Origin of the sequence: Roseburia sp. AM59-24XD (assembly GCF_003478445.1) — a bacterium.
In the GTDB taxonomy this organism is placed as follows: domain Bacteria; phylum Bacillota; class Clostridia; order Lachnospirales; family Lachnospiraceae; genus Jutongia.
In genome coordinates this window covers 37,085-51,564 of record NZ_QUET01000027.1, presented here as the reverse complement: position 1 = coordinate 51,564, position 14,480 = coordinate 37,085, and the positions used below count along the sequence as shown (strand labels likewise).

12 protein-coding genes are annotated in these 14,480 nt (G+C 48.3%); all 12 read left to right on the top strand.

Annotated elements, in window-relative coordinates; translation table 11 throughout:
• Window positions 1-202, top strand: a 202-nt coding sequence (locus tag DXA20_RS16515; protein ID WP_207664226.1) for a hypothetical protein, incomplete at its 5' end; no start/stop codon positions are given.
• A 141-nt stretch (window positions 203-343) separates the two neighbouring features.
• Window positions 344-2,587, top strand: coding sequence for a DUF342 domain-containing protein (locus DXA20_RS12725; RefSeq protein WP_158577233.1), 2,244 nt, complete (start codon window positions 344-346; stop codon window positions 2,585-2,587).
• An 83-nt stretch (window positions 2,588-2,670) separates the two neighbouring features.
• The gene (locus DXA20_RS12720; RefSeq protein ID WP_118561253.1) at window positions 2,671-3,774 is read left to right on the top strand and encodes an HD domain-containing phosphohydrolase; all 1,104 of its coding nucleotides are present in this window, start codon (window positions 2,671-2,673) and stop codon (window positions 3,772-3,774) included.
• Between the two features lie 4 nt (window positions 3,775-3,778).
• Window positions 3,779-4,129: an Hpt domain-containing protein gene (locus tag DXA20_RS12715; protein ID WP_118561251.1), complete on the top strand. Its 351-nt coding sequence runs from the start codon at window positions 3,779-3,781 to the stop codon at window positions 4,127-4,129.
• A 70-nt stretch (window positions 4,130-4,199) separates the two neighbouring features.
• Complete coding sequence (locus tag DXA20_RS12710; protein ID WP_118561249.1) at window positions 4,200-7,028, top strand: translation factor GTPase family protein; 2,829 nt, start codon at window positions 4,200-4,202, stop codon at window positions 7,026-7,028.
• 50 nt (window positions 7,029-7,078) lie between these two features.
• Window positions 7,079-8,008 carry an AAA family ATPase gene (locus DXA20_RS12705; RefSeq protein ID WP_118561247.1) on the top strand — a complete coding sequence of 310 codons (930 nt, stop codon included), beginning with the start codon at window positions 7,079-7,081 and terminating at the stop codon, window positions 8,006-8,008.
• 12 nt (window positions 8,009-8,020) lie between these two features.
• Complete coding sequence (locus DXA20_RS12700) at window positions 8,021-9,073, top strand: DUF58 domain-containing protein (protein WP_118561245.1); 1,053 nt, start codon at window positions 8,021-8,023, stop codon at window positions 9,071-9,073.
• Window positions 9,066-10,889: a transglutaminase domain-containing protein gene (locus tag DXA20_RS12695; RefSeq protein ID WP_118561243.1), complete on the top strand. Its 1,824-nt coding sequence runs from the start codon at window positions 9,066-9,068 to the stop codon at window positions 10,887-10,889. Before DXA20_RS12700 ends, DXA20_RS12695 begins: the two co-directional genes overlap by 8 nt.
• A gap of 5 nt (window positions 10,890-10,894) precedes the next feature.
• A complete protein-coding gene (locus DXA20_RS12690) occupies window positions 10,895-11,422 on the top strand; it encodes a hypothetical protein (protein ID WP_118561241.1) in 528 nt (175 codons plus the stop codon).
• Between the two features lie 8 nt (window positions 11,423-11,430).
• Complete coding sequence (locus tag DXA20_RS12685) at window positions 11,431-11,853, top strand: DUF1292 domain-containing protein (protein ID WP_118561239.1); 423 nt, start codon at window positions 11,431-11,433, stop codon at window positions 11,851-11,853.
• Between the two features lie 117 nt (window positions 11,854-11,970).
• Window positions 11,971-12,639 carry a response regulator gene (locus DXA20_RS12680; RefSeq protein WP_118561237.1) on the top strand — a complete coding sequence of 223 codons (669 nt, stop codon included), beginning with the start codon at window positions 11,971-11,973 and terminating at the stop codon, window positions 12,637-12,639.
• Between the two features lie 82 nt (window positions 12,640-12,721).
• Entirely contained in the window at window positions 12,722-14,461 is a 1,740-nt protein-coding gene (locus DXA20_RS12675) for a proline--tRNA ligase (protein ID WP_118561235.1), read from the top strand.
• Window positions 14,462-14,480 lie beyond the last annotated feature (19 nt).

Sequence of the window (14,480 nt, the reverse complement as noted above, 5' to 3'; positions counted from 1 at the left end):
TGGGGCTCAGTCGTGCGGATGCGTATTTATCAAAGCATTGCAAAGCAAAGATTTTTCGGAAATCCTACTGATCTGCGTCAATTTTTTAGTCATAGTTCACGGATCAAGTGATTTCTCAGGCAAAATTGATATTTTATTTTCCGGACATAAGAAATATTATGGGCAAATTTCCATCCTTGGTATGGGAAGTCTTAGTATATAATATGAGAAAATTATATAAAATTGATAGGAAATAGGCAAATTTTATTGACATATAAACGAATAAAATATAAGCTTAACGGAAGAAAACATTGTGATAATGTCTAAGCGCTTAAGAGGACAGAAACGAAAGGTACGAGACAATATGGCGAAAAATCAGAATGCGTATTACAAAGAGATCATGGAAAGTATCGCAAAATACAGAAAGCAGGGCTTTGGCATTGACCAGCTGGAGGAGATCAGACAGGGACTGGAGCATGAGGTCAAGGCATCTGTCTATGCGGATAAAGATTACGTCGCTGTACAGATGCGTCAGATACGTTTTGGATTAGAGGAAGGACTGGATGTCACATTATATAACGATAAACGGTATGACTGGTTTCAAATGGAGGAGATACGTCTTGGCCTGAAGGACGGGGTGGATGCATCGATCTATGCGAAACCTCAATTTTCGTATGAGGTTATGCGTGAGCTTAGAAAGGCTCTGGAGGACCGGATACATCTTGAGAAATATGCCGGTGTCGGTGCTGAGATGTTACGCGAGCTTCATCTGGCAATTCTGGATCATCAGAATATCATTCCTTATATCAAGGCAGGGTATGTACCGGAGCAGTTAAGTGAGATCAGGCGAGCCATGAAAGAGGGCTGTAAGATCGATCCGTATCTGAATACGGCGTACCGTGGAGCGGCGATCCGTGAGATTGTGGAAGGCATGGAAGAGGGACTGGATGTTAAGACGTATGCTGATGTGGAGTATTCCTGGCAGCAGATGCGTGAGATCCGCCTCGGTCTTGAAAAACGTCTTGATGTAACCGTATATTCCAAGAAACTGTACTCCTGGCAGCAGATGCGCGAGATCCGGATCGGACTGGAGGAGAATCTGGATATTTCCGTCTATAAGAGCATGGTTCATTCTGCCACAGATATGCGCAAGATCCGTGTGAAGATGGAAGAGGAGCAGAAGCGGTATGCATCACTTAAAATGTCTGGGAACGGACCGGAGATATCCGATGATCTGGGAGAATTCTGCAAGACACTGCCGAAGAATGCCGTCCGTTTCTTTGTGGATCCGGACAAGCTCAAGGCATATGTCTATGTGGGGGAGACTGCGGAGAGGCTGACAAAGGAGCGGCTGATCGGAGGTCTTTCCGAACATAAGATCGTCAAGGGACTGGATAAGGGTGTCATCAATCAGTTACTTGGCGGAAAGCTGCGCGGTGAGATGGTCGTTGTGGCGAGAGGAAAGCTGCCGGTCCGTGGTGAGGACGGATACTACGAGAGCTTTATTTCTGACAGGGAGCATAACGGTGTGATCGTCAATAAGGATGGGACTGTAGATTATACAAAGGCAGCATTATTTGTAAAGGTTACGGCAGGACAGAAGCTGTTATTCTATCATGAAGCGAAACCGGGCAAGGATGGCTATACGGTCGAGGGGGCAAAGCTTCGGGCTGCTTCCGGCAGGGAGAAGGTGCGTATTAAGGGGAGAGGCTTTAAGCTTCTGGAGGATAATAAGACCTATTTGGCGGAGGAGAATGGCTGTGCAATACTGGAGGATTCCGTTTTGAAGGTGATGCCGCTTCTGGAGCTTGGAGATACCGCCAATCTGATGGGAGAGGTTTCCTATGACGGTGCGGTACATATTACGGGAGATGCCGGTGGCAATCTGCATGTGATCGCTTCCGGAGATATCATGGTAGATGGCTTCATTGAGAATGCGGTGCTTGAGAGTGCCGGAGATATCCTTGTCAGGAAGGGAGCCAATGGAAATGGTGTTGCGAAGCTTGTCGCCGGCAAGACGGTCATGGGACGTTTCTTTGAAAATACAGCCATTCAGGCGGAGACGATCATTGCGAATTACTTCTTCCGCTGTAATCTGTATGCCGAGAAGGTGGTACGGGTCAGCGGCATGGGTGGAAGCATTGCCGGAGGCTCTGTTTATGCAGGCTTTAGTATTGAGGCAGGCACGGTTGGCAACCGTAATGGTATCCGGACGGATATTCAGCTTGGCTACGACAAGGACAGACCCGGCATTGACTATTCCGGACAGCTTGGCGAGATTGAGAGCCAGCTTACCATCTTAAATAATGCTCTGGATGAATATAAGGAAAAGTATCCGCCGGAGGAGCGTAATATGATGCCGATCTTCTTGAAGATCGAGAATGCCGTTTACACCAAACAACAGGAAAAAAGCGATGTGGAGAAGCTGATCGCACAGCAGCTTGAGGAAAGGAAAAAGGCGAAGCAGGCATATATCAAAGTATACAATATGCTGTATGAAGGAACGAATGTTACGATCAACAACGTTGTATATAGCGCAGATACCAAGAAATGTGTTATGATCAAGAATGTAGCCGGCAGAATCGTTGTACAGAATCTGCAGGGCTGATGAAGTGGATTACGAAGGATGTGACCATAAGATCCATCTGCTGTAATAGAGAAAAGTAAGCAGAATAAAGAAATGAGGTACTAATGGGAGAAAAAATATTAATTGTCGATGACATTGAACTGAACCGCGAGATTCTTGCCGTAGCTCTGGGAGATACTTACCCTGTGCTTGAGGCAGGCAATGGCAATCAGGCAATTGAAATCTTGAGGGAGCATTCAGAAGATATCGCAGCGATCCTTCTGGATCTGATCATGCCGGAGAAGGACGGCTATGCTGTTTTACAATTCATGAAGGAATCTGAGCTGTTAGAGAGTATACCGGTGTTAGTTATCAGTGCAGAGTCAAAGACAGAGGTTGAGAGAGAATGTCTGGAGCTTGGCGTTTCCGAATTTATCCGGAAGCCGTTCGACAGTGTGACAGTGCGCAGCCGTGTCAAGAATATCGTGGATCTGTTTAAGTACAAAAACAGGCTGGAAGAAAAGGTGCGGATACAGACAGATAACCTGAAGCGGCAGAACAAGCTGTTGGAGCAGCAGACGATCAAGATCAAGGAGAATAACGAAAATATTATTGATGTACTTGGTACTGTTGTAGAGTACCGTAATCTGGAGAGTGGTGAGCACATCAAGCGTGTGAAGGGCTTTACGAGGATCCTCGCAGAGTGTGCTGCCCAGAAGTATCCGGAGTACAGTCTGACCCCGGAGAAGATCGATATTATCGTAGCGGCAAGTGCACTGCATGATATCGGTAAGATCACGATCAGGGACAGTGTACTTTTGAAGCCGGGCAGGCTTGATAAGGACGAGTTTGAATATATGAAATCCCACACGGTGAAGGGCTGTGACATTCTGGAGCAGATCGACGGCGCATGGGACGATGAATATGCGAAGGTGAGCCGTGCAATCTGTCGTTATCACCATGAGAGATACGATGGAAAGGGATACCCGGACGGACTGATCGGAGAGAAAATTCCTCTGGAGGCACAGCTTGTGTCGGTAGCGGATGTATACGATGCGCTGGTCAGTGAGAGAATTTATAAGGATGCCATTGAGAAGGAGAAGGCATATCATATGATCCTGATGGGAGAATGTGGTGTATTTTCCCCAAAACTGATGGAGTGTTTCAGGGAATCCAAAGAAGAGTTTGAAGCGTTAGCAAGAAAATATGAAATGATACATGAGGAGTAATGTGATGACAGTAAAGGAATGTTATGAGAAGATGGGAGCCAATTACGAAAATGTACTGAGCCGTCTGGGCGGAAGCGAGGCTCTTGTGAAGAGGCTTGTGTTAAAGTTTTTAGATGATGCCAGCTATCAGAAGCTGGAGGAGCAGCTTTTGAATAAGAATGTTGAGGAGGCCTTCCGTGCGGCGCATACCCTGAAGGGGGTCTGCTTAAACCTTGGCTTTGACAATCTGTTTACCGTAAGCTCCGATCTGACGGAGAAGCTTCGTGCCAAGGAGTTGGACGGAGCTGACGAGCTGTTTGCAAAGGTAAAGGAGCAGTACGAGATTACAGTAGCTGCAGTGAAGAATCTGGATTAGGCTTGCGGATCTGTCGCAGTATTTTGCGGAAGGGATTTCACGGCAAACTATTTTATTCCTTGATGCGGACATGCAGGAGGGAGTCTGTCCCATTTTGGGGATAGTGAGAATATATAGATTGAAGCAGAGGGATGATAGAGTGAAAACAAACAAGAAGCGATTGTGTGTGGGAATACTGGCACATGTTGATGCCGGGAAAACAACATTATCAGAGGCATTGTTATATACCTGTGGTGTGATCCGCAGTCTGGGAAGAGTGGACAATCAGGATGCTTTTCTGGATACCTATGCGATGGAGAAAGAACGCGGGATCACTATTTTTTCCAAACAGGCAGTGCTTCAGACCGATGAACTGGAGATATCACTTCTTGACACGCCGGGACATGTGGATTTTTCGGCGGAGATGGAGCGGACTCTTCAGGTGCTTGATTATGCAATTCTTGTGGTGAGTGGCATGGATGGCGTGCAGGGGCATACGAGAACACTGTGGCAGCTTCTGGATCGTTACCGGGTGCCGACTTTTTTATTTGTCAACAAAATGGATCAGCCGGGGACGGATGCACAGACGTTGTTAGCGGAGCTGAAGGAAACGTTGTCGGATGGCTGTACTGATTTTGGGACAGAGGATAAGAACGATCTCTATGAGAATGCGGCACTTTGTGCGGAAGATCTTCTGGATACCTTTCTGGAGACCGGAGAGGTTGCAGAGGAAGAGATTGCCGAGTTGATCAGGGAAAGAAAGCTGTTCCCGTGTTATTTTGGATCGGCACTGAAAATGGATGGGGTAGACCGGTTACTTTCCGGTATTACCACATATACGAAGAGTCCAAAATATGGGACAGACTTTGGAGCGAGAGTTTTTAAGATTCTTCGGGATATTCAGGGAAACCGTCTGACCTATCTGAAGGTGACCGGTGGAGATTTGTCCGTAAAGGATCTGGTGGATTATATGCCGCAGGAGAAGGAAAGCGTGCGTCTGTCAGAGAAGGTGAATCAGATCCGGATCTATTCCGGCGAGAAGTTTGAGGCAGTGGACTGTGCGCCGGCAGGCTGTGTCTGTGCGGTTACAGGTCTTACCGCCACATATCCGGGACAGGGACTTGGTGTGCAGGAGGATGCGGTGGAGCCGCTTTTAGAACCGGTGCTTACTTACCGGATGGAGCTTCCGGACGAGGTGCATCCGGCAGCCTTTCTGCCAAAGCTTCGTATGCTTTCGGAGGAGGATCCGATGCTGCATATCGTCTGGTCAGAGGAGCTTCAGGAGATACAGGTCCAGGTTATGGGAAAGGTACAGCTTGAGATCCTGCAGACGCTCATTAAGGATCGTTTTAATGTGCTTGTTACCTTTGGCGCCGGAAGGATTGTGTATAAGGAGACGATCGCAGACCGTGTGGAGGGTGTCGGACATTTCGAGCCGCTGCGCCATTATGCAGAGGTGCATCTGATCTTAGAGCCGGGAGAACCGGGAAGCGGGGTGCAGTGTCTGCTTGGCTGTAGCGAGGAGCAGCTTGACCGGAACTGGCAGAGACTGATCCTGACACATTTGGAGGAACGAACGCACAGAGGTGTGCTGACAGGGTCGGCACTGACGGATGTAAAGATTACGGTGGCAGGCGGCCGCGCCCATCAGAAGCATACAGAGGGCGGTGATTTCCGACAGGCAACGTACCGTGCCGTGCGTCAGGGACTGATGCAGGCACAGTCGGTGCTGTTAGAGCCATATTATGATTTTGTGCTGGAGGTTCCGGCAGAGAATGTCGGACGTGCGATGACGGATATGAGCCAGAAGGAGGCAGAGGTTTCGTCTCCGCAGCTGCATGGAGATACGGCAGTGTTAAAGGGGAGAGGACCGGTTTCTACACTTTGGGATTATGCCGGAGAGCTTGCAGCATATACAAAGGGAGAAGGTCATCTTTCCTGTGTGACCGGCGGCTATGGACCGTGTCACAATGCACAGGAGGTGATCGAGCAGAATGGTTATGACCCGGAGGAGGATATGGCAAATCCGACCGGCTCTGTTTTTTGCAGTCATGGCTCCGGTTTTTATGTGGAATGGGACAAAGTGCCGGAATATATGCATGTGGAAAGTGTGCTGGATCCGGGCTCGGCTGTGGAGTATGAGCAGTATGCATGGACAGAATATCAGATCAGGCGGGAGCGTAAGGAAAGTGAAGGGGAGCAGTGGATCGGCGTGGATGAGGTCGATGCGATTCTTGACAGAACCTTTAATGCCAATAAGAAAGAGGGGTTTACACCGCATAAGGGAATCTCACACAGGACAAGGCGTAATGTCGGACAGCCAAGTGTCCGTGAATATGGACAGAGTGCAAAGAAGCCTGCCGTGAAAAAAGAAAAATATCTTCTGGTAGACGGTTATAATGTGATATTTGCCTGGGAAGAATTAAATGAACTTGCAAAGGTAAATATTGACGGGGCAAGAGGACGTCTGATGGATATTCTCTGTGATTATCAGGGAATCAGGAAATGCAATCTGATCGTTGTGTTTGATGCGTACCGGGTGCAGGGGCATCCGACCGAGATCCTCGATTATCACAATATACATGTGGTTTATACGAAGGAGGCGGAGACTGCCGATCAGTTTATTGAGAAGTTTGCTCATGAAAATGGGGCGAAATATGATGTGACGGTGGCAACCTCCGATGGACTGGAGCAGATCATCATACGCGGACAGGGCTGTGGTCTGATCTCGGCAAGAGAGTTTGAAAAGGAAGTGGCGTCTGTGCAGGCGCATGTCCGGACAAGGCTTGAGGAACAAAGAAGTGGTGGTAATACATTGCTTGACAGTCTGTCACAGGAGGAGCGGGATGCGATTGAGGTATTTCGCGAGAAGGAAGAGAATAAGCAGAATTACGCGAAAGTGTTCTTAGAGAAGGAATAGAATGGGATGCCGTGGATGTGAAGGAAAACGGTTAGAAAGGGAAGGTGTATATGGAGCAGGAGAAGCTTGAGAGAGTACAACAGGAAGTCAATCAGGTGATTCAGGGAAAATCAGATGTTGTACGAAAGGTGTTTGCGGCGATGCTTGCCGGAGGTCATATTCTGATGGAGGATATTCCGGGAGTTGGAAAGACGACACTTGCAACGACCTTTGCAAAGACGCTTGATCTGCGTTATCACAGAGTGCAGTTTACGCCGGATGTTCTGCCAAGTGATATTCTTGGTTTTTCGATGTATCAGAATAAGACCGGTGAGTTCGAGTTTCATCCGGGTTCGATTTTCTGTAATCTGTTTCTGGCAGATGAGATCAACCGTACCTCTCCGAAAACGCAGTCGGCCCTGCTTGAAGTTATGGAGGAGAGACAGGCGAGCGTGGAGGGAAAGACATGGGCACTGCCGGATCCGTTTTTCGTGATCGCAACGCAGAATCCGAGCGGCTCCTCGGGAACACAGTTTCTGCCGGAGTCCCAGCTGGATCGTTTTATGATCTGTCTTTCTATGGGATATCCGTCTCATCAGGACGCCGTGTCGATCTTAAAAGGCGAGGTGTGGAAGCAGGCGCAGGAACGCAGACGGGTGCTTACGGCAGAGGAATTAAAGCAGCTCCAGAAAGAAACAGAGCAGATCTATGTTCATGATGCTGTGTATGATTATATTGTTTCTTTAGTGGAGGAAACGAGAAAACCGGGACTTTTTGCGGAGGGTGCCAGTCCGAGAGCGTCAATCGCACTGCTTCGCATGGCAAGAGCGATGGCACGTCTTGAGGAAAGGGATTTTGTGACGGCGCAGGATGTACAGAGCGTGTTAAAAGAGGTGCTGGGTCACCGTGTGAAGCTTGGGACAAGAGCAAGAGCGGAGGGGATGGATACGGCGGAATGCATCCGCGAGCTGATCCTGAATGTGAAAAGCCCGCGCAGTTAGGAGGCGGTTTGTATGGAAGAGAAAAGAAGGATTCGTCTGCGGTGGCGGAGACTGGTGTGCTATCTTTTGATCCTTCTTGCAGCCGCCAGCTGTTATATCGTGCTTCGAAGTTATCTTCTCCTGATGGTTGTGCTGCTTCTCGTTGGAGTGCTTGCCGTGTCTGTTTATGGCGCATGCAGGCTCGCCGAAAGCATACAGGTGGTACTTCGTTTTTCGGAAAGACAGGTTATACAGGGGGAGACACTGGAACTTAAGGCGGAGCTTACGGGAAGGCGATGGATATCATTAGAATGTCTGCTTTCGCTTACTGCTGAGAATATTTTTCTGGAAAGCAGCAGCCCGTTTGAAATCTCTCTGCCGGTCCGGGCAGATCGTATGGAAACCTGCAGTATTCCGTTAAGGGTCAAGCGTTTGGGATACTTCCGCGTAAAGGCAGAACGCATCCGGGTGCGCGATCTGCTGGGAATTTTGGAGATCGCAGTGCCGGCTCTGGCAGACTGTGAGACCTCCGTGATCCCCAGGATCACAGTTGCGAAGGCGCAGATGACGCCGGGACTTTTGGCGGGGATGTCAGAGAATGAGGAAAGTCACAGAAAGGGAAGTGATTTCTCGGAGGTGAATGATATCCGTGCTTATATTCCGGGGGATAAGCTGCGGGATATTCACTGGAAGCTTTCGGCAAAGCAGGCTGAGCTTATGGTCAAGGAGCGTGTCAGCATGACAGGCGCGCAGATGATGATCCTTTTGAAGCTTTCCGGGAACAAGCAGGAAGCGGAAGAGCTGATACAGAAGTTTGCCGATATGGCAGGGATGTTTCTGTTCTGCAAAACACCCATATGTCTGCTGATCTGGAATGCCGGCTCATACACCTTTGAGGAGTATGGCTGTGACAATATGGAGGAATTAAAGCGGGCATTTGCGGCAATTTTGCGTGTTCCCCTTTCTGCAAGGGCTGAGGAACAGCAGCTGCAGTATCTGAAAAACTGCTATCCGTTTTTAGGGACATATCTTTGTATGGAATACATGGATGGTCAGGTACAGGTGGTGATGCGGGATAATGTTTAGAAGAAAAAAGAACAGGGATGAAATAACGAACATAGAACTGACCGAGGGAATGATGATCTGTCCGGAATATCAGGGCAGTGAGAACCGGATGAAAACGCTTCTTTTGAAGGGCGTTCTGGTCTATCTGCTTGTGATGGGTGTGATGGGCTCGTATCTGTCAGCACTTGATATCCGTTTTTCGTGGGTGGCTCTGCATGTGGTGATCTTTCTTTGTACCATGTACTGTGCCGCTCTTTATTACAATAAACTATGGCAGGATATCGGTTATCTGTTGCTGCTGGGGGCGATGGCAGCAGGGGGTTGTCTTCTCGGAAAATATATCAACAGTGGATTTTATTCGGTGGCAAATGATCTTTCGGAGGCAGCTTCGGAGTTCTTTGACAGTAATGCGATGCGCTCTTACGGAGAACAGGTCGGAAACCGTTATTTTGCAGTGACGGTCTCCATGAGCTACATCGGTTGTGTCTGCTGCGTGATCGCCAATATTCTGGTGTCGCGGAAGATGCGCTGTGGAATTGTTCTTCTTGCGGCGGCGGGAACGCTTGCTATGCCGCTTTATCTGGAGAAGGAACCCTCTTTTTTATACACGGTCATGCTGCTTGCGGGCACAGTTTTGTGCTTTATGATCCGAAGCGGCGGTCATTACCGGCTGACGTTTGATAACCATGCTTATACATGGAAAGAAAGGAAGCGAAGGATCGACTATGTCTATTCGTCTGCCGGGCTGGCGCAGTTAATCTGTGCTGTTTTGACCGGAAGTGTGTTGCTGCTTGGTGTGGCAAATCTTTTGTATCCGCGCACGCTGCATCAGCAGATCCGTGGAACGAGCCAGATGAAAAAGGATTCCCTGGAAATCGTTGAAAACGTATCGATGCTTGGAATCGCCGGTCTGTTTAATTTCTACCCGAATACCGGCGGACTGACGAGTGGAACACTCGGCGGTGTCAGTGCGATCCGTTATGATTATGAGACGGATCTTAAAATACGTTTTGCACCGTATACCCAGAACCGTATTTATTTTAAGAGCTTTACCGGAAATGAGTATCTGCCGTTTCGAAACCGCTGGCAGAGGCAGACGGATGAAACGGGACAGGCTGTGGCGGAGCGCGTGGATATCACTACAGACCGCATGAAGAATAATTATCGGAAAGGTAAGAAGAATACAGGAAAAGGAAAGATCGCTGTGAAAAATGTGGCAGCAGCAACGGGAGTGTATCTGCCGTATTATTCGGAGGATATCAGTCAGGAGGTTTATCCGGGGGCGGAGCTTATCTACACATTTTATCCGTCTCTTTCCGGACAGAAGCTTAAAGGGTTATCTGATGAGAGAAAGCAGGCACTTGCAGACTGGCGGGATGTGCCGGAGGAGGATATGAAGGCAGTTTCTTCACTGTGTCAGGCAGCAAGACTGTCGGGATCGCTTAGTGTCCGGGAAAACGTACAGAGGCTTGCACAGTATTATCAGGAAAATATCCCGTACTCTTACCGCCCCGGGGCAACGCCGTATCAGGAGGATTTTGTGAATTATTTCCTTACGAAAAACAGGCGCGGCTATTGTGCACACTTTGCAAGTGCGGCAACACTGGCATTTCGTTATATCGGAATTCCGGCGCGTTATGTGGAGGGCTACGCGGTGGATCCGCAGGATGTATCGGAGGAAGGTACGATCGAGTACGATGAGAAATACGAGGCTTATTATGAAGGAACCTCCGAGGTTGGAAAGACTGCCGTTGTGTCCGTAAATGTGACTGATGCCAACGCACATGCGTGGGTGGAGGTCTATGATGAGTCGCTCGGCTGGCAGGTGCAGATGTAACACCGGTGTCCGGCGAAAAGGAAGAGGATAATGGTTTATGGAAGAGAATTTTAAATTTCCTGGGAGCCGGCGGAAATTCGCAGGATGATACCGGAGGCAAGGCATCCGGTAATGACATTTCACCGATCGTGCAGCAAATGAAGAGGACAAGCATATACATTTCCGTGGTTGTGGCGGCAGTGCTTGTCACAGCATTTCCGGTGATGATCTGTGGAAAGCATGTGGTGTGGTTGTGGCACTTCTGGCGCAGTGACCGGAATGACAGGCTGATCCTTGTTTATCAGAGGAGGTTGAAGCATATTGCCGTAAGGCATCCTTCCTTAACAGAAAATAAAAATTATAAAGATCAGTTAAATTGGCTTGTCAGGCATGGATATTGGCAGGCGGATGTGGTAAGATTGGAAAAGGCTGTTTCTATTTTGGAAAAAGCCGGCTTTTCAAAGCAGACCGTGAGCAGTCAGGAGTATAAGCTGATCCGGTCAGGTTTTTGCAGAAATAATAAAAGCGCCGGGGCAGATGCCGGCAGGAAGTGAGGTTGATAATGAATCAGGAAAATACAGAATTATTCTTTGGTGATGAGCAGGATGTTATCCTTACACTTGAGGTGGAGGATGGCACTGAGATCAAGGTGACTCCGCTTGCAAGCTTTGAGATTGAGGAGCTTGGAACAGAGTATGTCATTGCAGCTGAATTGGAGGACGATGAGGAGACGATGACCGGTGAGGTTCAGATCCTGAAGTATGAGGAGGATGAGAACGGAGAAGCAGCCATGTCATCCATCGAGGACGAGGAGGAGCTGGAGCTTGCTGCAGATGCATGCCGCCAGATCATAAAGAGCGGCGCAATTGAAGGCTTTGAGATCGAAGTCGATGAGGATGACGAGGATTCTGAGGAGTACAATGAGGATTATCTGAGTGACATTAAAAACATGATCCCGGGCATTTCCATTGAACAGGAAGAGTAGTAAGGATGCCGCCTGCGTCATATTTTGACAATCAAATCGAAATGTACTATAATTTCACATAGTTTTTTACAAAAGAAAGCAGGATGACAGGTTCTGTTGGGTGAGGAAGGGTATACGATGGAGAAAAAGAGACTGCTGTTGGTGGATGATGATCAGGTGGCGCGCGAATTGATCGAGGAGTTTATGCAGTACGACTGTGACTGCATTTCCACACAGAATGGAGTGGAGGGATTTTCCTATCTTGAGAGAAACCCGGGACAGATCGATTTGATCGTGATGGATCTGATCATGTCGGTGATGGATGGCTTTGAACTGATCCGGCGTGCACAGGAGCATCCTCTCAATAAGAATATCCCGATTTTAGTCATCGCCTCATCGGATCGTCAGGAGGATATCAGGAAGGCGTTTATGCTTGGTGCGGACGATGTTATCTTGAAACCGCTGGAGGCGGACATCGTGAAGAAACGTGTGAATAACATGTTTGATATCGCCGATTCCAGAGGCATTCACAATGTGATGGAGGATCTTGTAAGGATCGAGATTGAAGAGAACATCGAAAGCCTCGGAATCTGTCCGTGTCCCCTGTGCAGACGTGATCTGATGACGCTTGCGCTGAATAATGTGCCACCGAAGTATGTCAATACCGAGAAGGGGGCGATCATGTCGAAGGTGGGAAGCATGAGCAGCACAGAGCGTATCAAGCTTCTGGCGGAGATTGCCCGCTATGCGGAGATGGTTCGGGATTATCCGCGGCATGCTCCGGTGCAGAGTGACATTGCGCAGTAGAGTGGTTATGTGATGTAGATAAGGGGATGGATCCCTTACAATAAAATACGGCACTGACAAGTGTCTTTTAATGGAGGCAGAAATGAAAGTATCTAAGTTGGTAGGTTCACGGTTTAAAGAAAGACCGGCGGATTGTGTGATCGACAGCCATGCACTGATGGTGCGCGGCGGTTATATGAAGTATGTGGGAAATGGTATTTTTTCAGAGTTTCCGACACTGAGAAGGATTACCGCAAAGATTGAGAATATCATCCGGAGCGAGATGGATGCGATTGACGGACAGGAGGTTTTATTCCCGGTTGTTCTTCCTGCTGATCTGTGGGAGGAGTCCGGAAGATATGAGAGCGTAGGAAGTGAGCTTCTTCGTTTTACGGATCGCAACAATGCAAAGCATGTCCTTGGTATGACACATGAGGAGGCAGCTGTTCATCTGGTTCGCGAATATGCGCAGACTTATACAAAGTATCCGTTTATGATCTATCAGTTCCAGAGAAAGTTTCGTGATGAGGCAAGACCTCGTGCCGGAATGATTCGCGTACGTGAGTTTACTATGAAGGATGCTTATTCATTCCATACATCACAGGAGGATCTGGAGCGTTACTATGATATCGCTTATAAGGCATATAACCGCATCTTCCAGAAAGCCGGTATCCCTGAGGTTGTTACTGTGGCATCCGATTCCGGCATGATGGGAGGAAGTCTTTCTCATGAGTATATGCTTCTGACACCGGTTGGAGAGGATTCCATCGTACTTTGTACCGAGTGTGATTACCGTGCAAATATGGAGGCTGCCAAGACGATCGTTGAGAATAAGCCGGGTCAGGCAGAGGAGCTTGAATGCATCGAGACACCGGACTGCAAGACGATCGAGGATGTATGTGCATTCTTAAAGAGTGATGTGGAGACATCCTGCAAGGCAGTTGTATATCAGAAGAACTCTGACGATACCTATGTGGTTGCATTTGTCAGAGGAGATTATGAGATCAACGAGACAAAGCTTCGTAACCTTGTCGGTGAGGAGATTCATGCGGCAGATATCACAGACGACTGTGGACTGGTTGCCGGTTATATCGGACCATATCAGATCACAGACAAGGCAGAGGTATATATCGATGTGTCCTTAAAGGGCATTGAGTCTATGATTGCCGGTGCCAATAAGGAGGGCTATCATTATAAAGGTTTAAACCTTGCGCGTGAGCTTGGAGAGGTAACATACCATGATATTTCCAAGATACGTGAGGGTGGTATCTGTCCTTGCTGCGGAAAGTCTTCGATCACGATCAAGCGTGGTATTGAGGTTGGTAATATTTTCCAGCTTGGTACAAAGTATACTAAGTCTATGAATATGCAGTATACAGACGAGAATGGTGAACTTCAGTATCCGATCATGGGCTGCTATGGTATCGGTGTCGGTCGTCTGGCAGCATCCATTTGTGAGGCAAAGCATGACGATTACGGTCCGATCTGGCCGATCTCTATTGCTCCATGGGAAGTGGAGGTATGTTGTCTTCGTGTGGATGATGAGGAGACGAAGAAGGTTTCTGATGAAATGTATCAGAAGTTGACAGACGCAGGCGTGGATGTGATCTACGATGACCGTGATGTACGTCCGGGCGCAATGTTCTCCGATGCCGATCTGATCGGTGCACCGATCCGTGTTGTTGTCAGCCCGAGAAACTTAAAGGAGTCCTGCATTGAGCTTGCAACAAGAGATAAGTCTTACAAGGAGATGGTTCCGGTTGAGGAGGCATTCGATGCAGTGCTTCGTCTGAAACAGAAGCTGTTTGATGACATTAATGCAAAGGTAGAAGCATACGAATAAAAAAGCTGTCATCGGAAGG

Excerpts from the sequence above, each read along its gene's own strand:
- DXA20_RS12725 (WP_158577233.1), top strand. The coding sequence starts at position 344 with ATGGCGAAAAATCAGAATGCGTATTACAAAGAGATCATGGAAAGTATC.
- DXA20_RS12720 (WP_118561253.1), top strand. The coding sequence starts at position 2,671 with ATGGGAGAAAAAATATTAATTGTCGATGACATTGAACTGAACCGCGAG.
- DXA20_RS12715 (WP_118561251.1), top strand. The coding sequence starts at position 3,779 with ATGACAGTAAAGGAATGTTATGAGAAGATGGGAGCCAATTACGAAAAT.
- DXA20_RS12710 (WP_118561249.1), top strand. The coding sequence starts at position 4,200 with ATGCAGGAGGGAGTCTGTCCCATTTTGGGGATAGTGAGAATATATAGA.
- DXA20_RS12705 (WP_118561247.1), top strand. The coding sequence starts at position 7,079 with ATGGAGCAGGAGAAGCTTGAGAGAGTACAACAGGAAGTCAATCAGGTG.
- DXA20_RS12700 (WP_118561245.1), top strand. The coding sequence starts at position 8,021 with ATGGAAGAGAAAAGAAGGATTCGTCTGCGGTGGCGGAGACTGGTGTGC.
- DXA20_RS12695 (WP_118561243.1), top strand. The coding sequence starts at position 9,066 with ATGTTTAGAAGAAAAAAGAACAGGGATGAAATAACGAACATAGAACTG.
- DXA20_RS12685 (WP_118561239.1), top strand. The coding sequence starts at position 11,431 with ATGAATCAGGAAAATACAGAATTATTCTTTGGTGATGAGCAGGATGTT.
- DXA20_RS12680 (WP_118561237.1), top strand. The coding sequence starts at position 11,971 with ATGGAGAAAAAGAGACTGCTGTTGGTGGATGATGATCAGGTGGCGCGC.
- DXA20_RS12675 (WP_118561235.1), top strand. The coding sequence starts at position 12,722 with ATGAAAGTATCTAAGTTGGTAGGTTCACGGTTTAAAGAAAGACCGGCG.